This is a genomic window from Acinetobacter sp. G11, from assembly GCF_049808495.1.
GTDB classification, from domain to species: domain Bacteria; phylum Pseudomonadota; class Gammaproteobacteria; order Pseudomonadales; family Moraxellaceae; genus Acinetobacter; species Acinetobacter kookii.
The window spans coordinates 1-25,246 of the sequence record NZ_JBNCAT010000006.1 but is presented as its reverse complement, the minus strand read 5'-3'; the positions used below and the strand labels follow the sequence as shown (position 1 = coordinate 25,246).

Sequence of the window (25,246 nt, the reverse complement as noted above, 5' to 3'; positions counted from 1 at the left end):
GCAAATTATGCTTGTGCCGAATTAAACTTTTATTTTCGCTGACTTTATTGGTCAGTATTCGCTCTTTTTAAGGAATCATCATGTCGCAGCGATCCCGAGTGCTGCCAGGATTTGGTCTTTCTCTAGGCTTTACCCTAGCGTATCTGTCATTAATTGTTCTTATTCCTCTATCTGCGGTGTTTATCAAATCGCTAGGTATAGGCTGGGACGGTTTATGGGAAATTTTAAGTTCAGAACGTATCTTGAAATCCTTGCAGTTAAGTTTTAGTGCTGCCCTATTTGCAGCCTTAATCAATGTCGTGTTTGGCTTGTTACTGGCATGGTGTCTGGTCCGTTACAGTTTTCCCGGTAAACGCATTGTCGATGCTTTGGTCGATTTGCCCTTTGCCCTGCCGACAGCCGTAGCGGGTATTGCCTTAACCTCGTTATATGCACCGACTGGCTGGATTGGCCAGTATCTGGAGCCGATGGGAATTAAAGTAGCCTACACCCCGATCGGGATTACGCTGGCGCTGATTTTTATTGGCTTGCCTTTCGTGGTACGTACCGTACAGCCTGTACTGAGTGATCTTGAAACCGAACTTGAAGAAGCGGCTTCTGCTCTGGGTGCCAACCGTTTTCAGATTGTCAGCAAAATTATCCTGCCAATTCTGTTTCCAGCGCTACTGACCGGTTTTGCCCTGGCCTTTGCACGCGGTGTCGGTGAATATGGTTCCGTAATCTTCATTGCCGGTAACCAGCCGTTTGAAACCGAAATTGCGCCCCTGATGATTATTTCTCGTCTGGAAGAATATGATTATGCCGGTGCAACCACCATTGCCGTGGTCATGTTAGTACTGTCTTTTGCCATCTTGTTCCTGATTAACTTGTTACAAGCTTGGGCAAGCCGTCGTACCGGGAGAACTGCACGATGAGTTTAATCACCAATAGCAATGCCTTAGCAGAGAAATTACAGTCCCGCGATGCAACCCGTGAACCAGTCTGGGTTCGCTATTTACTGCTGACCATTGCCCTGATTTTCTTTTTAAGCTGCTTGATTCTGCCCTTAATTCTGGTCTTTGTTGAAGCATTTAAACAGGGGGTTGGGGTTTATTTTCAGGCACTGGTGCATCCAGATACCTTGTCTGCCGTGAAACTGACCTTATTGACTGCCGCAATTGCCGTGCCATTAAATGTGGTGTTTGGCGTAGCAGCCGCATGGTCTGTAGCAAAATTCAATTTCCGTGGCAAATCCATTTTAACCACCATTATTGATATACCTTTCTCGGTTTCCCCGGTTATCGCCGGCATGATGCTGGTTCTGATTTTCGGTACTCAAGGCTGGCTTGGCGGCTGGTTAATGGACAATGACATTAAAATCCTGTATGCCATTCCTGCCATTGTACTTGCTACCGTGTTTATTACCGTTCCTTTTGTGGCGCGTGAACTGATTCCTTTAATGGAAGCCCAAGGTACCGAGGAAGAAGAAGCTGCGATTGTACTGGGTGCTTCAGGCTGGCAAACTTTCTGGAAAGTGACCTTACCCAACATCAAATGGGGTCTGATTTACGGGGTGATTCTGTGTAATGCCCGTGCCATGGGTGAATTCGGTGCCGTATCGGTAGTGTCAGGCCACATTCGCGGCGAAACCAATACCCTGCCGCTACATGTAGAAATCCTTTACAACGAATATACCTTTAGTGCGGCATTTGCAGTGTCATCGCTTCTGGCGTTACTGGCAATTGTGACCCTGATCCTGAAAACATGGGTAGAAGTACGCCAGGAAAAACAAAACAAACGTAATGACGATTCAACAGTTTCTTAAGGAATGACATCATGAGTATTCAAGTTAAAAATATTGAAAAACACTTTGGTGCTTTCCATGCACTTAAAAATATCTCGCTGGACTTTCCAGATGGTCAGCTGGTGGCATTACTCGGCCCATCTGGCTGCGGTAAAACCACATTGCTGCGTATTATCGCAGGGCTGGAATCGGCAGATGGCGGTCAGGTGATTCTGGAAGGCGAAGATGCAACCAATGTGCATGTACGTGAACGTGAAGTCGGTTTTGTATTCCAGCATTATGCGCTGTTCCGTCATATGACCGTATTTGACAACATTGCCTTTGGTTTACGTGTGCGTCCGCGCTCTACCCGACCATCGGAAGCTGAAATTAAAAAACGTGTGACCCGCCTGCTTGATCTGGTTCAGCTGGGCTTTCTGGCCGACCGTTATCCTGCACAGCTATCAGGGGGCCAACGTCAACGTATTGCCCTGGCACGCGCTTTAGCAGTTGAACCTCGTGTATTATTGCTGGATGAACCTTTTGGCGCACTCGATGCCAAGGTGCGTAAAGAATTGCGTCGCTGGTTACGTACTTTGCATGATGAATTGCATATCACCTCGATTTTCGTCACGCACGATCAGGAAGAGGCTTTGGAAGTCGCCGATCAAATCGTGGTGATGAACAAAGGCAATGTCGAACAGATCGGTTCACCACGTGAAGTTTATGAAAAACCGGCAACGCCGTTTGTATTTGACTTCCTGGGTCAGGCCAACCGTTTCGAAGGTCAAAACCAGCAAGGCATTATCCAGATTGGTGACGACCATCTGCAACTGCCGCAGGTGAAAGATGCTCCGCAAGGCAATGTGATTGCCTTTGCCCGTCCAAATGAATTGCGTATTCATGCCACACCGCAAGAAAATGCCATTCAGGCCACTTTTCTGCGTGAAATCTGGATTGCCGGCAAAGTCATTGCTGAACTTCAAGATCGTCAAGGGAATTTAATTGAAATTTCACTTAATTCTGAAGAAGCGAAGTTACATCAATTCAAGCCAAATCAAACAGTGTGGTTAAGTCCAACGGCATTGCACCTGTTTGCCAATGACGTCGCTTAATAACAAATAGATGGGGCAAAAACAGCCCCATCCTCTTTAGGGTATACAGCATTATGAATTTCCAACAATTAAGAATTATTCGAGAAACTGTTAGACAAAACTTTAATTTAACCGAAGCTTCGGCAGCACTTTATACTTCGCAATCTGGCGTAAGTAAGCACATTAAAGATTTAGAAGATGAACTGGGCGTACAGCTGTTTATCCGTAAAGGGAAACGTTTATTGGGACTGACCGAACCGGGCCAGTCTTTACTCGGAATCGTGGAACGCATGCTGGTAGATGCCGACAATATTAAACGTCTGGCAGATGACTTTAACCGCGTCGATGAAGGTACGCTGACCATTGCAACCACGCATACCCAAGCGCGTTATGTATTACCGCCGATTGTGAACCAGTTCAAAAAAGAATTCCCCAAAGTTCATTTGATTCTGCAACAGGCCAGCCCGGTTGAAATTACCGAAATGTTGCTGCAAGGTGAAGCGGATATTGGTATTGCCACCGAGTCTCTGACCACGGAAGAAAATCTGGCCAGCGTACCTTATTATAATTGGCAGCACAGTATTATTACTCCGCAAAACCATGCGCTTGCCAATAAAGCAGACATCACCCTGGAAGATTTGGCGCAATATCCGATTATTACCTACCATGGCGGTTTCACAGGTCGCTCTAAAATTGACAAGGCCTTTGAAGAGGCTGGCATTGACGTTGATATTGTGATGTCAGCACTGGATGCCGATGTCATCAAAACCTATGTCGAATTGAATATGGGGGTCGGTATTGTCAACAATGTCGCTTATGACGCTGAACGCGACTATCGCCTCAAACAGATTCAAACCGATATCTTCGGAGTAAATACCACCTGGATTGCGGTGCGCAAAGGCCATTTGCTGCGCGGTTATGGTTATGAGTTTATTTCACTCTGCTCGCCAGAAGCCGACATTAAGGCACTGAAAAAAGTGGCTTATCCCGAAGAATAAGCATTTCATGATTTTTTTAAAAAAGGGATATAAAAAATATCCCTTTTTTCATTCATTTTTCACGGCAAAGACTGATTCATAAAAATACTTTCAATTATTCAATTATTTAAATAAAAAAAATTCACACAAAACTTGCTCATTCCATACAAAATCACATACAGTAACCCTGTCCATAAAAAGAATTCTATTTCATGTGTGTATTCACACTTTATACAGACATTGACATAACGAAAAAAATTGAATGGGGATCTCCATGAAAGCAGCGGCATTTGGCATCAGTATTTGCATTTTCATGCCTGGCGATCTCTATGCTTCGGCACTGGAAAGCTCTAGCCAATCCATCGCCTCTTTTTTACAACCGCATCATTATGCCGAGCTCTCAACTGCCATTGTAGATGCCAATATTTCAGGCAAAACGCTTCGACCAGATGCAAATAATCCCTCCACATTTACTGAAATTTCTACCCCCAATTTTACGGATTCCTTTTATATTTCAAATGCCGCATTTAAATTACAGTTACACCCTCACTGGTCCTTGGGGCTAATTTACGATCAGCCTTTTAGTACAGATATTGGCTACGCGCTAGAACCTGTCGTCAGCAGTCCTGCCGATTTAGTCAATGCCGTACATTTCCAACTGGACACCCATAATTTAACCGCCCTTATCGGCTATCAGCCCAATCCATCCTGGAATTTTTATACGGGTTTAAGTTATCAAACCCTGGACACGGAGCTGAAAATTTCAGGACAATCGATGGGAATACTGGCTGATTATATGGCAACTACGGATCAAGACCCGGCTGTAGGCTGGTTAACAGGCATCAGTTATGAAATACCCGAATATGCGCTGAAGACTTCTCTCACCTATCGTTCCAGGATTCAGCATAAACCGCAATTTCATGAACAGACCTCATCTACACCTGAAATTTCCATCTTGAATTTAACGTCTACACAGCACATCAGCATCGACACACCGCAGTCCATAAACCTGGAGTTTCAATCCGGGATTACGCCAAGAAATATCGTGTATAGCACGTTGCGTTGGGTAAATTGGAAAAAATTCAAAATGATATCTCCCCTAATGAGTTCAGCTGAGCCTGTACCAGTCAATTTGGTGGATTATCAGAAAAATCAGCTTTCCACCACGCTGGGAGTTGCCCATATCTTCAATGAGCAATGGACTACAGCTCTGGATATAGGATTCGATTCAGGTATTGGCAATCCAGCCTCCACCTTAAGCCCTTCGGATGATTACTACAGTTTTGGGGTTGGCGGTTTTTATCATATGCGCTCTAATTTATTTATTGCTGGGGGCATCAAATATTTTAGACTCAACAAAGCCAAAGTTGAACAAAATCAGGCAGGTTCAGGCAGTCTGTTTGGTGTGTTATCTTCGGTAAATCATAACAAGATTATTGCTTATGGCCTGAAGCTCGGTTACCGCTTTTAATTAAAATGGTTTCATTTTAAAAAATAAAAAACGGGCCGAAGCCCGTTTTTTAGATGCTAATATTTTATTACCAATGATAGCTTACACCGATTTTACCGACAGGAAGCCATTTGTGTTTGTCATCAGTCGCAATTTTGGCTTCGTCAGCTGCAATGTTGTCAACCAATGAGCCGCGTGTTGGGTTATCGGCCGCACCGCCACTGACTAACTGCAAGTTGACATCCGGGTTATCTGCATAGTAAGCACCGACTTCACCAAACACGCCCCAGTTTTTATTAATCTTAGGCGCCCATCCAAAGCCTAAATAGGGAGCGATGTCATTTTTATAGTCCATGTTACCTCTAATATGAGCGCCATCTGGACCTGCGACAAAGTCTGTATGGTTAATGGTAAAACCCTCTCCCGCATTTACACGGCGATCAAGTTCATACTCATTGTCTAAATAGGCTACACCAGCGGCCATATATAGACCTTGCACCCATCTATTTTCACTTGCACCCCAAGGGCGAATTTCAGCATTTAAATAGGTATTTTTATTCTCCATATCAATGTCATAGTCTGAGCCATTGACCGAGATATCATCAGACCAAGAGATATCACCACCATTATAACCTAGCGCCAAACCTACATAAGGGTTTGCAGTCCACAGTAATGCACCACCATAACCGGTTGTACCTACTTCAGCACGAACGCCAGTTGGAATCAGCTGGTTACGTTCAAACGCATAGCCGTCTTGTACTACTGCTTCATCAGCTGCCATGGCTGTTCCGGCAATAGAGGTCAAAACAGATACTGCTAAAAGCTTAGCTAAAGTTTTCATTGTAGATCTCCTCAAAAAAGTTTCTATTTCATCATTAGTGCTTTTCTATCTAATAGTTAAAACTATAAAATATTAATTGCTTAACTTTTATTCGAAATTTGCTTAGTTTTTGTTATTTTTTGATACATTTTCTATTTGTTTTTGATTATTAACCCATTTTTTTTACTTAATCTCACTCGTCGTTTTTTGTCCGATTTTGCTCCTCTTTCATAATAAATTCCGATCCAAAGCCACTTTTTCATCTATTTCTGTCTCAATATAGTGTAAAATCTTGAAAATTTTTTTCTGGAAGGAAGATCATGTCTCAGCTTTCAACAATCATTGAACAGGCTTTTGAAGACCGTGCGAATTTCACAGCAGCAGATTGCCCTGCTGAAATCCGTCAAGCAGTTGAGGAAGTCATTGCTGGCCTGGACAATGGTACTTTACGTGTTGCTGAAAAAATCGAGGGTGAATGGGTTGTTCATCAATGGATTAAAAAAGCGGTATTGTTATCATTTAAATTAAACGACAACAAACCAATGGAAGCTTGTGATCTTCGTTTCTATGACAAAGTTGATACTAAATTTGGCGATTGGACTGAAGAACAGTTTAAAGCTGCAGGTGTACGTGTAGTACCTCCTGCTGTTGCCCGTAAAGGTTCATTCCAGGCGAAAAATGTGGTATTGATGCCTTCTTATGTGAACATCGGTGCTTATGTGGATGAAGGTACCATGGTCGATACATGGGCAACTGTGGGTTCATGTGCGCAAATTGGTAAAAACGTTCACTTGTCTGGTGGTGTAGGCATTGGTGGTGTACTTGAACCGCTTCAAGCAAACCCAACCATTATTGAAGATAACTGCTTCATCGGTGCTCGTTCTGAAATCGTTGAAGGCGTGATTGTTGAAGAAGGTTCTGTGATTTCAATGGGCGTATTCATTGGTCAATCTACCAAGATTTATGACCGTGAAACTGGCGAGATCCATTACGGCCGCGTACCTGCAGGTTCGGTGGTTGTTTCTGGTAGCCTTCCATCTAAATGCGGTAAATACAGCCTGTACGCAGCTGTGATCGTGAAAAAAGTAGATGCGAAAACCCGTGCAAAAACTAGCTTGAACGATTTATTGCGCGAAGACTAAGATGTAGTCTTTTGCGGAACATTGATTGTTCCCCGGAGCTTCAACCGCTCCTCGTCTCTACGGTTAGCAATAGCCGTAGGGATTTTTATTTTTATACCGTGTTATTTATCCTGAGCTGGATTATGTTGTTATGAGTACTCTTCGATCTTCCGCTATTCCTGTTACCGATCCGTCTGCGGGGTTACGTATTACGGAGATTTTCTATTCATTACAAGGTGAAGCCAATGCTGCAGGATTACCGACCGTATTTATCCGTTTAACCGGTTGCCCTTTACGTTGTACTTATTGCGATACCACTTATTCTTTTGAAGGTGGCGAGCGCCAATCCCTAGATGACATTATTCAGACCGCACTGGATTTTAAAACACCCTATATTTGTGTGACCGGTGGTGAACCATTGGCCCAGCCGAATACCCTGCCCCTAATGCAGCGTTTAGCTGACCTGGGCTGTGAAGTGTCTTTAGAGACCAGTGGTGCACTCGATGTTTCTAAAGTCGATCCGCGAGTTTCCAAAGTACTGGATTTAAAAACGCCAACTTCTGGAGAAGTTGCACGAAATTTGCTTAGCAATCTCGATCATTTAACCCCGCATGATCAAATCAAGTTTGTGATTTGTAACCGTGAAGACTACGAATGGTCAAAACTGCAGGTTGAACAATTCAAACTTGCCGATAAAGTCAGTACCGTGTGGTTCTCGCCTGCTTTTGCGGTAGAAAAAGGTGCGGTGAAGTTACCCCAACTGGCACGTGATTTGGCTCAATGGATTTTAGATGATCATCTCCCGGTCCGTTTCCAGCTGCAATTACATAAATTGCTCTGGAATGATGAAACTGGTCGTTAATCCATTGTTATTGTGACTTATTTTTTGGAGATTTGAATATGCGCCCTCGTGCCATAGTTTTATTATCTGGCGGCTTAGACTCAACGACTTGTTTGGCTTGGGCGCAAGCACGTTATGAATGTATTGCTTTAAGTTTCATGTATGGTCAGCGTTCAACCACTGAACTGGATGCCGCTCGAGCATTAACCCAGCGTGCTGGTGTAGAACACCGGGTGATTAATATCGATTTAGGTAACCTGGGCGGTTCTGCATTAACAGACCATAACATTGACGTACCAGAACATGAACAAGAAGGTATTCCTGTAACTTATGTTCCAGCACGTAACACAATATTTCTGTCTTATGCGCTCGCAGCGGCAGAAGTTTTTGGTGCAGAAGCCATTGTGATTGGCATCAATGCCGTTGATTATTCAGGTTATCCGGACTGTCGCCCTGAATTTATTGAAGCTTTTGCCAACATGGCACGCCTGGCAACCAAGGTTGGTGTAGAAGGAAAACCTCTTAAATTTGAAACACCTTTGTTACATTTATCCAAAGCAAATATCATTCGCTTAGGTATAGAACATGGCGTAGACTATAGTCAAACGGTGTCTTGCTACCAAGCAGACGACCAAGGACGTGCTTGTGGTAAATGCGATAGTTGCCGCTTACGTAAACAGGGTTTTGCTGATGCGGGTATCGCCGATCCGACACGTTATATACCGTCATAACAGGGTACAGTACATGAAAAATTTGAAGTCAAACATTATTCTTTCTACATTGGTTTCTGCAGTCGCATTGATGGCGACTGCTGCAAATGCAGCCGAAACAAACAAGCTTCAGGAAGCTTATAAAAGCACCAATGTAAAATCTGCTTTAATTAATGTTTGTAAGGAAGAAACTGCGAAAGGCAAAAAACTTACTTCTGCTGAAGTAAGCAAATACTGTACATGTGCAGTGGAAGCGGATGGCCGTTTAACAAATGCACAAAAATGGGAAATCCAAAGTACCATTAACCAGAAGAAAAGTCCTGCGACTTTAGCTTTTGTGCAAAAACAAAATAAAGATTTACAAGCGTGTTTTGGTCCACAATTGACAGGCAAACTCAAAAGCTTGACTGAAGAAGCCATGAAATCTGCTCAACAAAAGAAATAATCGCTTTATGTTGAAGAAAAGCCTGCATCTGCAGGCTTTTTTTATGGGTAAAAATTACCTTCCCGACTTCAGCATAAACCTCGCTAAATTCGCTATCATGGCAGCATAAATTTACCATTCATATGACATTTAACTTTATAAGGATGAACGCATGTCTGCTATTACGCTGCCTAATCAAGCCTTCCCGACCACAACCGGTGAAATTAACCTGACTGAAATTCCCACAGAATGGCTGATTGTGTATTTTTATCCCAAGGATTCTACTCCGGGCTGTACTACACAGGCGATCGGTTTCTCGTGTTTAAAAGATCAATTTGATGCCTTAAATAGCACCATTTTGGGTATTTCACGTGATTCGGTAAAAGCGCATCAGAACTTTACCGAAAAGCAGAATCTGAGCATTAACCTGATCAGTGACAAAGAAGAAGTACTGTGCAATCTTTTCGACGTGATTAAAGAAAAGAACATGTATGGCAAACAGGTGATGGGCATTGAGCGCTCCACTTTTATTTTCCATAACGGCAAACTGGTCAAAGAATATCGCAAGGTCAAGGCTGCAGGACATGCCGAACAGGTCCTTGAAGATTTAAAAGCCCTGCAAGCAGCTTAATTCCTTTTGATAAAAAGGCATGATTTAAACCAAAAATAGGATGACTCATGCCTTTTTCTTTTGGCCTGCTCTTTTACATTTTCCTTAGTTCAATAAAGAAATGGCAATGGACCACATCACACCGCCAATCACTATATCCAATATTTTCCAGGCTTCGGGACGTTGAAAAATCGGTTGCAAATAACGCGCTGCATAGCCCAAGCTAAAAAAGAACAGGAATGATGCACTGATTGCTCCCAAGGCAAAATACAGTTGCGTGTCTGGATATTGGGTCGAGATCGAGCCCAATAACACCACCGTATCCAGGTACACATGCGGATTCAGCCAGGTCAAGCCTAAACAGATGAACAAGACCTTGCCCAACGAAGGCACTTCGGTTGAACTGATTTCTAAACGCTGCTCGCCTTTCCAGGCCTGATAAAAATGTTGTGCACCATAGAGCAATAAGAAAGTTGCACCTAAATACCTGGCAATATTCAGCCAATGCGGATGTAACATGACCAGTTCTGAAAAGCCCAGCACTCCGGATGAAATCAATATCGCATCAGACAAGGCACAACACAGGCAAATGGCAAAGACGTGTTGCTGCTTTAAACCCTGTTTCAGCACAAACGCATTTTGTGCGCCAATCGGTACAATCAGACTTAAAGCCATGGCAAAACCATGTAAGGCACTATTTAACATAGGTATTAAAACGTTAAGGTCATTCAAAAAACATGTTTTGAATTATCCCAGTTCAAACCACAAATTAAGTATAATTAAGAAAATATCAATTCAACTCAGTTTTTCTTAGGTTGTGCTGTATGCTTTCAAGTAAGTTCTGTGAAGCTTTTCTTGCCGTGGCTGAATCCGGCAGTTTTGACGCGGCTGCGCAGCGCCTGTGTATTACGGCATCAGCGGTCACCTTAAGGGTGCAGGCTTTGGAAAAAGATTTGGGACAGATTTTATTGCTGCGCGAACGCCCCTGTCGGGTCACTCAAGCTGGCCAACAGCTGTTAGAGCATTTACAGCATCAACGCCTACGTGAACAGAATCTGTTACAACAATTCATGGGTCAATCCAGCCAGCATGAGTTTCATCAATTCAGTATTGCCACCAATGCTGATTCTTTATCGACCTGGCTGCTCAAGGTCCTGCAAAGCACATTAATCGAGCATAAAATTGCCCTGAAACTGTCTCTGGATGACCAGACCCAAACCCATCAGCTGCTTGAAACCGGTTTGGTCAATGCCTGCATCTCCACAGAATCCACAGCCATGAAGGGCTGTGAAGTGCATTATCTGGGGCAGATGACTTATCGCATGGTCGCAACACCTTCCTTTGTAGAAAAGTGGTTTAAAGATGGCATTCACCGCGATGCCTTAAGACATGCCCCAGCCATTATTTTTAATGGTAAAGATCTGATGCATCATCAGGTAATCCTGAACTTGTTTGGTCTCACCCAGCAAAGCTATCCGCATTATTTTATCCCCTCTTCAACTGCTTTTTTAGAAGCGGTGCATCTGGATTTAGGTTTTGGCCTGTTGCCGGAATATCAGATTGGTGATGATCTGCAAAGCGGGAAATTGATTGAAATTATTCCAAATGCCAAAACCGAAATGAAACTGTATTGGCATCACTGGAAGCAGCAATCTGTGCTACTGCAACAATTGACGATTGACCTGCTAGAAAAGGCTCAACATCAGATGAATTAAAAGCGGAAATCAGCAGATATGTTATGGCAAATCCTAGCGCTTATTTGCGTTGCCATTGTCCAGATATTTCAATATTGACTTTCTCCCCAATGCCACCAAAAGCTTTTTTCATGCCAAAATCACTGCGCTTAACCACTGTTTTAGCTTCAACATCCATCAGCTGGGGATTGGTTGAATTGGGATTTAAAAAAGTATCCAGAACTACCTGCTGGGTCACACCACGTAAGGATAAATCCCCTTTTATGCTGTAGTGATTATTGCCTAAAGAGATGAATTCATGACTGTTGAAAGTCGCAGTTGGATATTTCTCTGCATAAAATAAATCTTCACCCAAAATCATATTTTCCAGTGAAGGCTTGCTCAAACTTAGGCTATTTACATACAGTACAAACTGTGCCGAGGCATTTTGTGGCCTTGCAGGATCAAAGCTCATGCCAGACTGAACCTGCTCAAATTTTCCTTTTACAATAGAAAAACCCATAGATTTCACATTAAACCCAACATAAGTCTGTGGAGTCAGTGTCCATTCCTGGGCATGGATCTGCGCAACGATACTCAGATTAATTACACTGGCAATCAAGATACTTTGTAAGGTGGTTTGGATATTCATCTTATCCACTCCTGGGTCGTGGAAATGCTCTGCCTCGACCTAAAAGCTTACTTAAGGTTGCTCCAGATTGGTTTTATCTTGTGTCAGGTATTTGTGCTGCAATTGTTGATAAATGGAGGTATTCTGAAATTTGTGTAAAAACTCGCTGGTGCCCAGTGGAAATGCCGATTCGATAATTTCACCACGATAATATGCTTCACGTAGTGGCGTGGCTGAAATTGCCCCAACCAGACTTTCCAGTTCTACCATCTGCCATTCCGGAAACAGCTTCAGATAATAGGAAGATTCATCTTTAAAATGACCGATCAAACCGATTTTAGTATCTGATTCAGCAACTTCAGTCACCAGAGATTTAACCAGTTGTTGCCATTTTTGATCATCATAAACATCAATTACATGTACAAACTTGATCCGCTTCTGATCTGCTTCTGAAAAATTGGACAAAATCATCTGTTCGCGTTCAGCCGCAGTAAAAGGATTTTTAACATTGCGTTCATTCTGTGCTGAACCCAGAGCCAAAATCACATTCAGGCTTTGTTGCAATGCAATTTTAATGGTTTGCATATGTGCCAGATGAAAAGGCTGGAAGCGACCAATGAAAACCAGATAATCAAATGTATAGTTCATAACAGATCAAGTTTTTTTATGACTCGTGAGTTGTGCCGCCCCAATAAATATGCGACATAATAAACGCCATAAAATCAAATTAAGTTTTAAAGCAAGGATAGTACGATGACACTGAGCTGTATTCAACAACCACATCAACATTTAAATGCGAATTTAGACAATGGCGTACTGACCTTAGCCATTGATCGTCCTGAAGCTAAAAATGCGTTATATACCGAGCTGTATTTAAAAATTGCCCAGGCACTGGATGAAGCCGATCAGGATAAAGACGTTCGTGTAGTGATTTTACGTGGTTCAGATGCTGATTTCAGTGCTGGTAATGATATGCAGGATTTCATGAAATCTGTAGCACAAAAAGGACAGGCTCCGGCTTCGCAAGGTGCGCCTTTTATTTTACTTAAATCTGCTGCAAAATTTTCCAAGCCTTTAATTGCTGCGGTTCGCGGTGTGGCGATTGGTATTGGGGTGACGATTTTACTGCATGCTGACCTGGTTTATAGTGATAACACTGCCCTATTCCAGATTCCATTTGTAAGTCTTGGGCTTTCTCCAGAAGGTGCTTCAAGCAAATTACTGGTTGAACAGGCAGGTTATCACAAAGCTGCAGAGTTACTTTTGACAGCTCAAAAATTTAACAGTGAAACTGCTGTTTCTGCAAATTTGGTCAATAGCATTGAAGAAGATGTCTATGCGACTGCTGCAAAAAAAGCTGCTCAGTTGTCTGCCCTGCCATTGGCTTCATTAGTACAATCCAAAGCCTTAATGAAACATAATCTTGATGAAATTGTGCAATGGATTGATCATGAAGCTGAAATTTTCATGAATCGCGTAGGCTCAGCTGAAATGATGGAAGCTGTGTCTGCATTCATGCAAAAGCGTAAACCAGATTTCGCCCAATTTAATTAATTGTTTTTATTGTTAAATGAAAAGCCACTGAATGATGACATTGTTCGGTGGCTTTATGCTTTTTAATAGATATAAATTTCAAGTGTTAAAAGCTGAGTAGATAAAGATGACCCAATCAAGCGATACCCAAACTGAAAAGAAACGTTATTTTGAGCCAGCCCCGACAGATATTGATGTCGAAAACTTTAAAAAAGTCGTGCAAAGCCGTCGTTCAGTACGTAAATTTACGAAAAAGCCTATTCCTGCGGAAGTGCTGGATGACTGTTTAGACCTTGCCTTGCTTGCGCCAAACTCATCCAATTTACAGCCCTGGACTTTTTATGTGGTGCAGAACCCTTCCAAAAAGAAACAGCTGGTCAAAGCCTGTTTAAGCCAACTTGCAGCAAAAACAGCTTCGGAATTAATTGTTTGTGTCGCACGTACCGACCGTATTGATGAAATGGCGAAAATGAACATTTCCGAGTTTCCATTTCCTGAAGCGCCTGCTGCTGTGCAAAAGTATTACAAGTATATTCCATATAATTATAAAACAGGTTATTTTAATGCTCTGGGTAACTTTAAGAAAGTTGCTTTCAAAATTGCACGTACACTGGATAAGCAATTGCCAGTAACTGCTTTTAACCCGGCAGATGCAAAACTTTGGGCAAGCAAAACTACAGCGTTGGCTTGTGAAAATCTGGTATTAGCCTTGCGTGCTTATGGTTTTGATAGCTGCATGATGGAAGGTTTTGATGAGCCAATGGTTCGTGAAATTCTGAAATTAAATGACGAACAGTATCCGGTCATGGTGATTGGTGCAGGTGAACGGGCTAAAGACGGCGTGTTCTTCCCGCAGTACCGTTTTGACCGTGAGTTGTTTATTCAAAAGGTTTAAGCATTCTCCCACTCATACAGTATTTGATGCGTGCAAGGCGACATGAATGTCGCCCATTAGACTGTGGCATATGGCCGTACCATCAGTCTAACCAAGAGATTGCATCTTGGTTGACAATGGAACAAGCATAAAAGACATTCTTTGAATACTTAATTTTTGGAAATTTAAGACAATTGCCAACAGAAAACTTATTCTTCAATTAAAAGTTTTCTGCCAATTTAGCCATACTTGATAATCATCACGATCATTCATTTGTACAGGCTTGTCACCTAAAGGAAATCCAAATGTAGCTTGAATGCTGCCTGCATAACGATTGTCCCAGCTGAAACCTATACCCGCACTTCTCAGCGATACGGTATTCTTTTCAGTAGAACCTACCCATGTCTGGGCATTCAACTTTAGTTTAGCCATATCAAGAAATAGTTTTCCGTTTAGCCGATTTTGGGCATTTGACCATAAGTCCTGTCTTAACTCCAAACTTGATGCCAAACTTTGCGATGCAGAAAACAGACTGCTTTTATAGCCTCGCATGAAGTTTGAACCACCCACATAGTAAGCTTCAGAACTGTCCAGATTATCAGGACTATAAAAACCTTCAAAAGATGCAAATAATTGATTGCTCTCCATGATTTTTTGCAGGCGCGATGCTTTTAGAAATACACTCAAATAGTCACCATTAGATTGACGCGAAAGTGCATCTGCAGCTTTGACAGCATCATCTTTAATGTCTAAATGTCCAAATGAACTCATTACTGCAAGCTCATTAAAACCCGCACCGCCCATTGAATCATAGGATGAATGATTTAAGCCTAGCTGCATGCTGTTAATATTGCGGTGATTAAAGTTTTGGGTAATTTCCACATCATCTTCAAGCTGTTTATGACTAAAATTTAAAGACAGCATGGTTTGCTGTTTTGAACTTTGCATCACCGGCTGCTGCAACCAAACGGAGGTTTCTTTAGCATTGCCTTCATAGCCTAAATCTTTTAAATCTTGACCTAATTCATATTCTAAATATGAATAGCTCGCCCCTACCTGTGTTCCTGAACCATGTACCAATGCTGAATAACCAATTTTTCCATAGTTCATGCGCTGACCGCTGCTCATTGCATCCAATGACAGCTGATCTCCCAGCCCCAATAAACTGTTCACACGTATACCGCCTGTACCTCGGACTTCACCCGTATATTTACTACCGAAATTATCTGCACCTAAATATGCCTGATATTTTTGTGCCGGAACCAGCTCAACATTTAGCAAAGTTTCATTTTGTGACTGTCCAGAAGTAAAAGATAAATTATTTTTCACCCCATTTAGCCGGTTCAAGCGTGATGATATTTCACCAATAGAACCATCACTCAATAACTGTTTATTTTGCAACGGTGCAATTATTTGATTTACCAGCCACGGCTGGGTATTAGATGCATTGCTTAAATGCACGCCATTCAATTGCGCTTCTACCACTTGAAGGGTAACAATTCCCCCATTCAGCGTTTGTGCCGGCAAAAATGCATAGCTGTAGCTATAGCCATTTTGTGCATAATAATCACTGACCTTGTTTGCTGCTTGCTGCAATTCCGTCAATGTCAGCTGCTTGCCTTCATAGGCTTGAATTTGTTGGCGAAGTATCAATTCAGAAAACTGCGTATTGCCCTGAATCTCAAATTGGCGAACAAACACTTGCTGCTCCCCATGAACAGCACGTTGTGGCGCTTGTGCTTGCAGAGCTTTATTTTCTTGTGCAGGCTGAATCTGCGGGCTTTTTGCTTCCTGCAATAATTGACCTGCATTTGGGATATTTTCTGCAAAGCAAAGCTGCCCTGTTGCGATTAAACTGCATAAAAGCAACGTTCTAGGACGAGCAATCATCATTAAATTGTTATTCATTTCAACCCCAATATTTAATCTTAAAAAGAGACCGTTATTTCATTCATAGAAAAGGCTATATACCCATGCCGATTTCTGGGCATCCTTACTGAAAATTCAAAGTCATTTTTTTCAGTATTTTCAATCTCTGCAAAACTTCAGAGCCCCTTTTGCAGCACAGTCAATGATTTAAATCGCTGTGCTGCCGAAATGGGGCCTGCATCATCTGTCCTTATAGCTCAGTTTCATTTTGCAGGAGTGGCTTGTTTCAATTTTTCAAGCGCCGCTTGTTTAGCTGCTGCTGACCCATTACTTATTGAATTACTTGAATTAATTTTATTTAAGAGCATTTTCAATTGTTCTATATCTGAGCTGTTCATGCCTGAAGTGGATGGCTTTGATGCATCGGCTGAAGCTAAGCCACTGTTCGAATTTGGAAGCTTGGACAGCAATGTAGCCAATTGCTCTTTTGTTATATTTCCAGAAGGATTAAACGTCCCGCTGTCATTACCATTGACTTTACTGAGAGCATCAATAATTGACTGAGGGCTGTTGGTACTGCTGCCAGAAGCTAATTGTGCTTTCCAAGAGGCAAGTCCGGCCTCATCAGCCGGTCGTCCAAAATATGCCATATAGAGCTGCTGTATGGCTTCGTTGCTCGGGTTAGTTCTCGAAGCTGAACTGCCACCATTCGTGCTTGAGTCTGCTCCTCCAATTAATGCAGCCACTCTGGCAAATACCGTTCGATTCATCTCATCAGAACCCAAGGCATTGCCACTGACTCCATCAAAAACCCCAGCAGATATTAATGCATCAAACTTTGCTTTTGTCGCAGCATCCAGATCTTTCAAATCACTAAAATCAGCAGAAGTCTTTGGTAGATTCGCACTATTATTAGAGCTGCCAGTATTAGAAGCTATTCCAGCTGGAACTGCTGGGTTATTAGCATTATTGGTACTTGAATTATCTAAGGGCAGTGGAAGACTCTGAGTTCCCCCCGTACTTGTAGAAGGTAAAACAGCTGCTGGAAGCTCTGTAGCAGGAGACATACCTGTTGGAAGCAAAGCAGGAGGTATAAATGTACTTGATGGATTCACAGGAACGATAATTGGAGGTGGCATCTGTGTTGGTGTGTAACCAAATTGCCCCGGTGATAAATTAAGGGCGCCACTAGAATGAGATAGATGTATTTGGCCATCAATAACTTGTACGGATAACCCAGGTACAGAAGATCCAGATACAGGTGGAACTGCTGCATTATTAGCATTATTCGTATTTGAAGTATCTAAGGGCAATGGAAGACTCTGAGTTCCCCCCGTACTTGCAGAAGGTAAAATATTTGCTGGAAGCGCAGCATTTGTAGCAGCTGGAACAGATAAGTTTCCATTATTGCTCATGACAGAAACCTCTGGTGGCTGAGCAACATTACGCATATTGCCAACAATAGAACTTCGGCTGTCCTGCATTTTCTTAATGAAATTCGTCATAGTATCAAAGGCTTCATTGCGCTTATTTGTTAAACTTTGCAAACGCAACATATCCATTTGCTGAGAGTTTGACGCTGAATCTATTTGACCTTTAATTCCTGTTTGCAATGCCTCAATATCTGCTTTATTTAAGGTATTTCCTTTTAATAAATTTTCAATATTTATCCCAGCAGATTGGGCATCAACTTTAAGTTTCTGGAATAGCTTGTCGATATTTGATCCGGCAGTAAGTTGGATAGACTTTTGTGTTGTTGAAAATATTGCCAATAAAGCGTACAAGCTATTCAATGTCGTATTGAATTTGCCAATTTGCTCATTCCTAGCCTGCACTCCCGCAATCTGATCTCGAAGCTGACTTTCCAGTAAGTTCGCTCTTTGAGTTTGAACAGCCATTAACGCACTTTCAAGATCCATTCCAGCCACATTTATTGGCGAAATCGCAGCTATATTATTCATATTAGGCGTGCTGGCTGGCGTTGCCAAATCGCTTATATTTGCATTACTAGCCGCAGTAATATTGGCCTGTGCGCTAAGCTGTAAATTAGCTAACTGATAGTTTTGTGCAGCGTCACCTGTCAACACCAGATTCTGAATATTGACTTGCTTATTGTTGCCCACAGCAACATCAGAAAATATCCCTTGCCCGATAACACCGAGCTGATCTCCCTGCAAGAGACCATCAAAAACGGCATTGGCTGTATTCAGTATCGCTAAATTTGTCCCGTCATACGTCTTATTATTTGCGCTAATTCCGGTGATATTGCTGATAATGGCCTTATCAATTTTGACATCGGTCGCTTCAAATGCAAGGTCATATCCATTTTGTACAGAATACAACCCGCTTAATTGTGACTTATGAACACCTGCATTTTTGCCACCGCCTTCATAAACAGCATTTCCCTTTATCTTTGAAGTATCGGCATTTTGTACAGAGTTGGCATAACTGCTGCTGTTTTGATTTAAACTATTATATACAGTGTGATAGTCATCTGCTTTAACTGCCAATGGCGTTAAAAATGCTCGCAGTAATGGCCCTGTCTGACCTTCATAAATCCGCCATGCAGCACCACTGCCCGCTATATCACTAATATTCCAACCTAAATCCAGGTAATTTTGTTTTGATTTAGTCTGACTGTCTGTTAACGTGCTTTCCGCTCCGGCATCATTCCAGACTGTTATATCACCTTCTGCCTGAGTGAAATAACCATTGCTTATGGAAGATCCCCAATTATCTCCAATCAGTACACTTGGGCCATTTTCACTATTCACCTGAGCAGTGCTATAAACCTGATCGACTGTACTGTAATAACTAGCGCCAACCAAGCCTCCTACAGCATAGCGCCCCGTCACACTCCCTTGTACAAAACTGTTGCTGAGCTTTGAATTACTCATACTGCCAATGAGTCCACCTACTGACTCACCACCTTGAATCTGTGCATTGATTAAACCTACATTGCGGATATCCGCATCCTCAATCTTTCCAAATAAGCCAACATAGCTGCCTTGTCCTTGGTAGCCCTGCTTATCGATTTTCAGATTTTCAATCGCATGACCTAAACCATCAAATAGTCCTGTAAATGGATTGTTTCCTGCATTTGGCCCACTACCTTCAATCATGGTGCCAATCGGGGTGAAATTAGCGATACTGCTTGCATCCAGGTTAGTGCCTAGTGCGTAGTTACTGCCCAAATCATCTTTCATTGCCTGCAAAGCTGTCACATCAGTAATGACTTGAAATTCTTTTAAATTTGCAACATCCGAGCCACGTTGTGTACTGAAATTTAACCCTTGCTGTAAATGCACCGGTGCTTGTATAAAATAGTCCGCATAGGTTGGCATGGTCTGATCATTAATAGCACTATAAACGGTACCATTACTGCCATCAGTACTTTGCTGTCCGTATTTCAGTACCAGTTTTCCGCCATCACCTTGACTGGCATCTATGACATTATTGATATAAATATTGTTATAAGCATCCAGTGTCAGTGTTTTTCCACTGTCCCATTGAACGGCGTCATTCACTAAAATATCGCCTTTCCCGGCGCTGTTGTTCTGGGTTAGCGATGAATTGTTCGAGACTGTCGCCTGTGTTTCTGTGGTTTGAATCGTTACATCGGTATTTTTTAGTGCAGCATTCAGTGCTGCACCGGTCATGTTTCCGTTTTTAGCAGCAACCACAAAATCTACCGGATCGATCAGCCATGTTCCCGTTTTGCCATCTGCACTCGCCTTTGTACTTACCTGCGCTAGGTCAGCAATATTTACACTGGCAGCAGAGGTTTCAATAAAACCGCCATTTTGACCATTTTTCCCTTCAGTGACTAAGCTGCCAGAAATGTTTACCGCACCCTTAGACATATCACCTAACAGTACAATTTCACCTTTGGCATTGGTTTCCAAACGGTTTGCCTGAATATAGCCCGTGTGGTTCACCACTGCTCTGCCCAGCTGTTTTTCTGCAACTGCGGTCAAATGCACAACCCCATTATCTGCAATAATGGCACCCCCATTATCAACCAAGCCCTGCAATGTTCCTTGGTCTATGTCATAGCTTGCAAGTTTTCCATTTTGCAGACTGACACGGACTTTATCCGCCGCAGTTAATTTGACCTGACCATTGGGTGCAGTAATAGAACCCGTATTTTTTACAATAGGTGCAATGAGCGCAACCGTCCCGCTATTTGCGACCTGAATATCCCCATGATTTTCAACTGCGCCATTTTCCCCACGCCCTGCAAAAGTAAACTTGCCTTGCAATAAATCGTGTTCTTTTAAATCTAGGGTTGAAGCAACAATACCGCCCACATTGACTTGAGCAGTTTTAGAGAAAATCACACCATTTGGATTAATCAGAAAAACCTGACCGTTCGCATTTAGCCGGCCCATAATTTGACTGGCGTTGTTGTCCAGCACACGATTTAATGCGATCGAAGATTGATTCTGCTGATTAAAATTGACTGTTGCATGACTACCAATATTAAAAGTGTTCCAATGGGTTGAAAGATTTTGAGTATGCTGATTAATATTTAGCGTATTACCTGTTTGGGTAAAATCGGCACTGCCAGAAATCACCTGCTGACCTGTTGGCAAAGTTGTGTCATTCATGGCAGCAAAAATGCTGCTACTGAGAGTGAGTAAAACGGCGCTTAAAGCACAGGACATCAGTACTTTAATCATATTTTTATTTGTATCTGAAACAGTTCCATTGCCAGAATGGCGTTTTGCTAATTCTGATACTGCTTGCCAGCAGTGCATTTTATTATTCCAAACCACTCTATAGAATCTGTTCATGATTAATCTCGGGAAAATTCAAGCATTAATCAATTATTAGAACATCACCCTTTACCGCGGTATATCACTAGAATTGGGTATTTTTAAAAAATACAAGATAATTTATAAGCTATTTTGTTTAATTTTCGTTTTATATACATAATATTTAGTTGAACCTCAAAATGAATCATAACCCCCATGGCTAACCAGAAAGTTCATTCCTGCACTTTTCTATCTAACGCATGACATCCATGTCGCCCTTTCACAAATCAAATATCATTCATAATTTATATCCACCATCTGTATAAACTCAAAAGCCGGCTCTTCATAGGGATGGCTGGTCTTGAGTGCTTTTGCCACATTGGATGCTTGATCTTCCGGCACAATGGTTTCCACCCGCCATTCTTCAACCTGTTCTAGCTCTCCGACTTCGCCAATAAACGGATTGGCCCCTTTCACTGGTTTAAACTGGCCTGTACCCAGAACCTGCCAGGCACAATGCTCATAGTTGCCAATGCCACCTGCCCCTGCTTCAAAGACCGCGGTTTTGGTTGATTCCAGATGAGATTCGGGAACGTAGTAGATCAATTTAAGCATGCCGGTATTTCTCTAAATTCATTGATTGTTATAGTAATACTACCTCCACACGCATCTCGCTGTATGATTTATTACTTATTCAAAAATAATAAAAATCTAAATAGATAGAGATACAAGTCGCTATTACTTTTCGTGACATTTCTCTTACAGTTCAATCTTTTACACTATTCAAAAAACACTCTATGTTAAAAACAAGATTTAATTTTATAAATTCGGGATGAAAGGTTTTCATTCGCCTCCCGGTCTTAACAACAATATTTTTATTACACCTAAAGTCATTCTAATAAAACAGTGCGAGAAATTATCTTGCGATTTTTAGATACCCTTTACTGTTTCTCTGACTTTGATCCGGTGTAAGCAACTGGAGAAAATAAATGTTATTCATCATCAGTGTGCTTATTCAATTTTTTACAATCTGGGCGATTTTCTTTTTTGCATTGAGCCGTAATACCGGGGCAATTACAACCATTATCGTTGCAGTAGTCACTGCATTTATTAGCCCATGGTCGCTGATTTTTGGTATTCCGCTCATCCTCATCAGTTTAATTGTGATGGTTGATTCATTGCGAATGGCATTGATTACCAAGCCTGCGTATAAAGCTCTGGCGAATGCCATGCCGACAATGAGCACCACTGAACGCGAAGCTTTGGATGCAGGCACCAGCTGGTGGGAAAAAGACCTGTTTATGGGAGCACCCGACTGGTCCAAATTTGAAAGCTATCCTTATCCTACACTTTCTCCAGAAGAACAGTCTTTTTTAGATCATGAAGTCGAACAGTTATGCAGTATGCTAAATGACTGGGATATTCATCATCACTATAAAGACTTGCCGCCTGAAGCATGGACCTACATTCGTGAAAATGGTTTTTTAGGCCTGATTATTCCCAAAGAATATGGTGGTCGTGCCTTTAGTTCATTTGCCCAAAGCCGCATTATGAGCAAAATTGCCTCTCGCTCATTGACCGCTGCCGTGAGCTGTATGGTACCTAACTCTTTAGGGCCGGGTGAGTTGCTGCTGCATTATGGAACTGAAGAACAAAAAAATCGTTACTTACCCGGCCTAGCCGAAGGCAAAGAAATCCCCTGCTTTGGTCTCACCAGTCCGGAAGCCGGTTCCGATGCCGGTGCAATTCCGGATACTGGCGTGGTGTGCTATGGCGAATTTGAAGGTCAGCAAGTGCTTGGCCTACGCATGAATTTTTCCAAACGCTGGATTACCCTTGCCCCGATTGCAACCGTGATTGGACTGGCTTTTAAGCTGTATGATCCCGACGGATTGCTAGGCGATAAAAGCAAAATGGAATATGGCATTACTTGTGCCCTGATTCCGGCCAGTCACGAGGGCGTAAAAGTGGGAGCACGACACAATCCCGGTTCCCCTTTTATGAACGGAACCGTAGATGGCAAGGATGTGTTCATTCCACTGGACTGGATTATTGGCGGTGCTGAAAATATTGGTAAAGGCTGGCGTATGCTGATGGAATGTCTGGCAGTCGGTCGTGGTATTTCCCTGCCTGCCTTATCTACTGCGGCCAGTGAAATGACCTATCTAAACGTAGGCGCTTTTGCCAAAATTCGTCAGCAATTCAAAATTTCAGTCGGAAAATTTGAGGGTGTGCAAGAAGCCACCAGTGATATTGCCAGTGATACCTATATGCTGGAAGCTTTACGTTATTTGGTCACGTGTGGACTTAATCAGGGCGGCAAACCTGCAGTGATGACAGCCATGGCAAAATACTACGCTACTGAAACCATGCGCCGCGTGGTCAATCACGGGATGGACGTGGTTGGTGGCCGTGCCGTGCAAATGGGGCCACGCAACTTTTTAGCACTTTATTATCAAACTATTCCAGTGTCGATTACCGTTGAAGGCGCCAATATCCTCAGTCGTTCTTTAATGATTTTTGGTCAGGGTTCTATGCGTTGTCACCCTTATTTGTTTGAGGAATTGCAACTGCTACAAGCCAAAGATAAGGACACAGCTCTAAAAAGCTTTAACGATATGCTGTTCAAACATTTAGGCTATACCTTTAACCGTACCGCACGCGCATTTGCCTATGGCTATATCGGTGGCTCTTCAGATGCACCCAAAAATGTAGATGAATTTACCCGTCCTTATTACAAGATTGTTAACCGTTTAAGTGCCGATTTTTCAGTGACTGCCGATATGTGTCTGGGACTGCTCGCCGGTGATATTAAACGTAAAGAAATGCTTTCGGGTCGCCTGGCCGATATTCATGCCAATCTGTTTATCAGTACAGCCATTCTTAAATATTATGAACATGGCAAAAAAACGGAAGCTGAACAGGTTCATGCCAAACTGGCGCTGGAAAAATCCTTGTATAATGCACAGGAAGCTTTTTATGGTCTGTTTGCTAACTTCCCTGTCGGCATTGCGGCTGGCTTAGTAAAATTCATTTGTTTCCCGCTTGGTCGGCCTGTTAAAACACCAAGCGATGCTTTGAAACAACAGGCTGGCGAGATCATTATGCAGGACAATGCTTTCCGCGATGAACTGAAAAAACACGTGTTCTATAAGACAGATGAAAATGATGTTACGGGCCGTATGGAATCAACCTTTAACATGCTATTAGAAATAGAACCCCTATGGGATAAATTCAAGAAAGCAGAATCTAAAGGTCAATTTAAAGGTTTAACTTTTGATGAACGCCTTGCAGATGCTGTAGAAATCGGTTTTATCACTGAAGATGAAGCATCGAAACTTGCTGTTTATAATGCTAAACGTTACGACAGTATGCTGACCGATGTTTTTGATTCTGAGCTTGATCAAACGCTGGAACTGGAAAATCCTTATAATGATGAGGAAGAATCCGCGCCTATGCCTGATCCGAAACAGCAAGAACCGTTATCTCCATAAATAATTTAGAAATAAAAAACGGCTGATTTAGGCCGTTTTTTATAACCCCATTTCCTAGAAAACATATAATTTTAAGGACGTTTTATAATTCATTTTCTAATTTATCAAGTTTAACTTTTATAGAATATAGCTTTGTACACGACAAAAAAAGATAACTCATTGAAATAATGGCATAATACTTGTTTTCTGACGACGAATATGATGACACATTTCAATGAGTTACATCTCATCTTAAACAAATATCTAAAGTGGAACAAGTCACATGCAAAATGTTTTACACTGATTATGCTTGCATTAATTGTAAAACAGACATGTAATCTTTCTTCTGCATCTAAAGCCTTACCCATCAAGTGCTTACCACAATCATTTTATCGAAGTATACAACGCTTCTTTGCAGATCAGTATTTCGATTATCGTCAAATTTCTCAGTTAATTTTCAATATATTTTCATTCGATAAAGTCCAATTAACTTTGGATAGAACTAATTGGAAATGTGGAAAACGAGATATTAATATCTTGATGTTAGCCATCGTCTATCGTGGAATAGCGATACCTATTGTTTGGACATTGCTCAATAAACGTGGAAATTCAGATACAAAAGAGCGT

At 42.1% G+C, this 25,246-nt stretch carries 21 protein-coding genes and 1 pseudogene; 15 read left to right on the top strand and 7 right to left on the bottom strand.

What is annotated here, in order from left to right; translation table 11 throughout:
- The first annotated feature begins 80 nt into the window (after positions 1-80).
- The 5 genes from cysT (at position 81) to ACPUEY_RS04055 (ending at position 5,304) form a co-directional block, all read left to right on the top strand.
- Positions 81-914 carry a sulfate ABC transporter permease subunit CysT gene (gene cysT / locus ACPUEY_RS04075; protein ID WP_425121228.1) on the top strand — a complete coding sequence of 278 codons (834 nt, stop codon included), beginning with the start codon at positions 81-83 and terminating at the stop codon, positions 912-914.
- A complete protein-coding gene (gene cysW, locus ACPUEY_RS04070) occupies positions 911-1,804 on the top strand; it encodes a sulfate ABC transporter permease subunit CysW (protein ID WP_425121227.1) in 894 nt (297 codons plus the stop codon). The genes cysT and cysW overlap by 4 nt, the downstream gene beginning before the upstream one ends.
- Positions 1,805-1,815: 11 nt before the next feature.
- A complete protein-coding gene (locus tag ACPUEY_RS04065; protein WP_131273396.1) occupies positions 1,816-2,877 on the top strand; it encodes a sulfate/molybdate ABC transporter ATP-binding protein in 1,062 nt (353 codons plus the stop codon).
- Between the two features lie 53 nt (positions 2,878-2,930).
- Entirely contained in the window at positions 2,931-3,854 is a 924-nt protein-coding gene (locus ACPUEY_RS04060) for a CysB family HTH-type transcriptional regulator (protein WP_092818609.1), read from the top strand.
- 253 nt (positions 3,855-4,107) lie between these two features.
- Positions 4,108-5,304: an outer membrane protein transport protein gene (locus tag ACPUEY_RS04055; protein ID WP_425121226.1), complete on the top strand. Its 1,197-nt coding sequence runs from the start codon at positions 4,108-4,110 to the stop codon at positions 5,302-5,304.
- Between the two features lie 67 nt (positions 5,305-5,371).
- Here the strand turns inward: ACPUEY_RS04055 and carO are convergent, their stop codons facing one another.
- Positions 5,372-6,124 (bottom strand): ornithine uptake porin CarO, encoded by a 753-nt coding sequence (gene carO / locus ACPUEY_RS04050; protein WP_092818611.1) that lies wholly within the window; start codon positions 6,122-6,124, stop codon positions 5,372-5,374.
- A 299-nt stretch (positions 6,125-6,423) separates the two neighbouring features.
- Between carO and dapD the strand changes: the two genes are divergently transcribed.
- The 5 genes from dapD to ACPUEY_RS04025 all read left to right on the top strand — a co-directional run bounded on the left by dapD (position 6,424) and on the right by ACPUEY_RS04025 (position 9,830).
- The gene (gene dapD / locus ACPUEY_RS04045; protein WP_092818612.1) at positions 6,424-7,245 is read left to right on the top strand and encodes a 2,3,4,5-tetrahydropyridine-2,6-dicarboxylate N-succinyltransferase; all 822 of its coding nucleotides are present in this window, start codon (positions 6,424-6,426) and stop codon (positions 7,243-7,245) included.
- A gap of 130 nt (positions 7,246-7,375) precedes the next feature.
- Positions 7,376-8,086 carry a 7-carboxy-7-deazaguanine synthase QueE gene (queE, locus tag ACPUEY_RS04040; protein ID WP_425121225.1) on the top strand — a complete coding sequence of 237 codons (711 nt, stop codon included), beginning with the start codon at positions 7,376-7,378 and terminating at the stop codon, positions 8,084-8,086.
- A 38-nt stretch (positions 8,087-8,124) separates the two neighbouring features.
- Complete coding sequence (queC, locus tag ACPUEY_RS04035; RefSeq protein ID WP_092818614.1) at positions 8,125-8,796, top strand: 7-cyano-7-deazaguanine synthase QueC; 672 nt, start codon at positions 8,125-8,127, stop codon at positions 8,794-8,796.
- A gap of 13 nt (positions 8,797-8,809) precedes the next feature.
- Positions 8,810-9,220 (top strand): hypothetical protein, encoded by a 411-nt coding sequence (locus ACPUEY_RS04030; RefSeq protein WP_092818615.1) that lies wholly within the window; start codon positions 8,810-8,812, stop codon positions 9,218-9,220.
- A 151-nt stretch (positions 9,221-9,371) separates the two neighbouring features.
- The gene (locus ACPUEY_RS04025; protein WP_131273399.1) at positions 9,372-9,830 is read left to right on the top strand and encodes a peroxiredoxin; all 459 of its coding nucleotides are present in this window, start codon (positions 9,372-9,374) and stop codon (positions 9,828-9,830) included.
- An 84-nt stretch (positions 9,831-9,914) separates the two neighbouring features.
- On the opposite strand, the gene ACPUEY_RS04020 is transcribed toward ACPUEY_RS04025, so the two are convergent.
- The gene (locus tag ACPUEY_RS04020) at positions 9,915-10,514 is read right to left on the bottom strand and encodes a LysE/ArgO family amino acid transporter (RefSeq protein WP_425121224.1); all 600 of its coding nucleotides are present in this window, start codon (positions 10,512-10,514) and stop codon (positions 9,915-9,917) included.
- 119 nt (positions 10,515-10,633) lie between these two features.
- On the opposite strand from ACPUEY_RS04020, the gene ACPUEY_RS04015 reads away from it, so the two are divergent.
- Complete coding sequence (locus tag ACPUEY_RS04015) at positions 10,634-11,524, top strand: LysR family transcriptional regulator ArgP (protein WP_425121223.1); 891 nt, start codon at positions 10,634-10,636, stop codon at positions 11,522-11,524.
- A 40-nt stretch (positions 11,525-11,564) separates the two neighbouring features.
- Here ACPUEY_RS04015 and ACPUEY_RS04010 read toward each other — a convergent pair whose 3' ends face one another.
- Complete coding sequence (locus tag ACPUEY_RS04010) at positions 11,565-12,134, bottom strand: YceI family protein (protein WP_425121222.1); 570 nt, start codon at positions 12,132-12,134, stop codon at positions 11,565-11,567.
- A gap of 51 nt (positions 12,135-12,185) precedes the next feature.
- Entirely contained in the window at positions 12,186-12,761 is a 576-nt protein-coding gene (locus ACPUEY_RS04005; protein ID WP_425121221.1) for a nicotinate-nicotinamide nucleotide adenylyltransferase, read from the bottom strand.
- 105 nt (positions 12,762-12,866) lie between these two features.
- Here ACPUEY_RS04005 and ACPUEY_RS04000 point away from each other — a divergent pair, with 105 nt between their 5' ends.
- Positions 12,867-13,667, top strand: a complete 801-nt coding sequence (locus ACPUEY_RS04000) for an enoyl-CoA hydratase-related protein (RefSeq protein ID WP_425121220.1) — start codon at positions 12,867-12,869, stop codon at positions 13,665-13,667.
- A 106-nt stretch (positions 13,668-13,773) separates the two neighbouring features.
- The gene (locus tag ACPUEY_RS03995; protein ID WP_425121219.1) at positions 13,774-14,541 is read left to right on the top strand and encodes a nitroreductase family protein; all 768 of its coding nucleotides are present in this window, start codon (positions 13,774-13,776) and stop codon (positions 14,539-14,541) included.
- 195 nt (positions 14,542-14,736) lie between these two features.
- On the opposite strand, the gene ACPUEY_RS03990 is transcribed toward ACPUEY_RS03995, so the two are convergent.
- The 3 genes from ACPUEY_RS03990 to ACPUEY_RS03980 form a co-directional block, all read right to left on the bottom strand.
- Positions 14,737-16,428: a ShlB/FhaC/HecB family hemolysin secretion/activation protein gene (locus tag ACPUEY_RS03990; protein WP_425121218.1), complete on the bottom strand. Its 1,692-nt coding sequence runs from the start codon at positions 16,426-16,428 to the stop codon at positions 14,737-14,739.
- 224 nt (positions 16,429-16,652) lie between these two features.
- Positions 16,653-21,185, bottom strand: coding sequence for a filamentous hemagglutinin N-terminal domain-containing protein (locus ACPUEY_RS03985; protein WP_425121217.1), 4,533 nt, complete (start codon positions 21,183-21,185; stop codon positions 16,653-16,655).
- Positions 21,186-21,440: 255 nt separating this feature from the next.
- The gene (locus tag ACPUEY_RS03980; protein ID WP_425121216.1) at positions 21,441-21,761 is read right to left on the bottom strand and encodes an NGG1p interacting factor NIF3; all 321 of its coding nucleotides are present in this window, start codon (positions 21,759-21,761) and stop codon (positions 21,441-21,443) included.
- 374 nt (positions 21,762-22,135) lie between these two features.
- On the opposite strand from ACPUEY_RS03980, the gene ACPUEY_RS03975 reads away from it, so the two are divergent.
- Positions 22,136-24,640, top strand: coding sequence for an acyl-CoA dehydrogenase (locus tag ACPUEY_RS03975; RefSeq protein ID WP_425121215.1), 2,505 nt, complete (start codon positions 22,136-22,138; stop codon positions 24,638-24,640).
- Positions 24,641-24,841: 201 nt separating this feature from the next.
- Positions 24,842-25,246: pseudogene (locus ACPUEY_RS03970) on the top strand (IS4 family transposase); the annotation flags it as partial.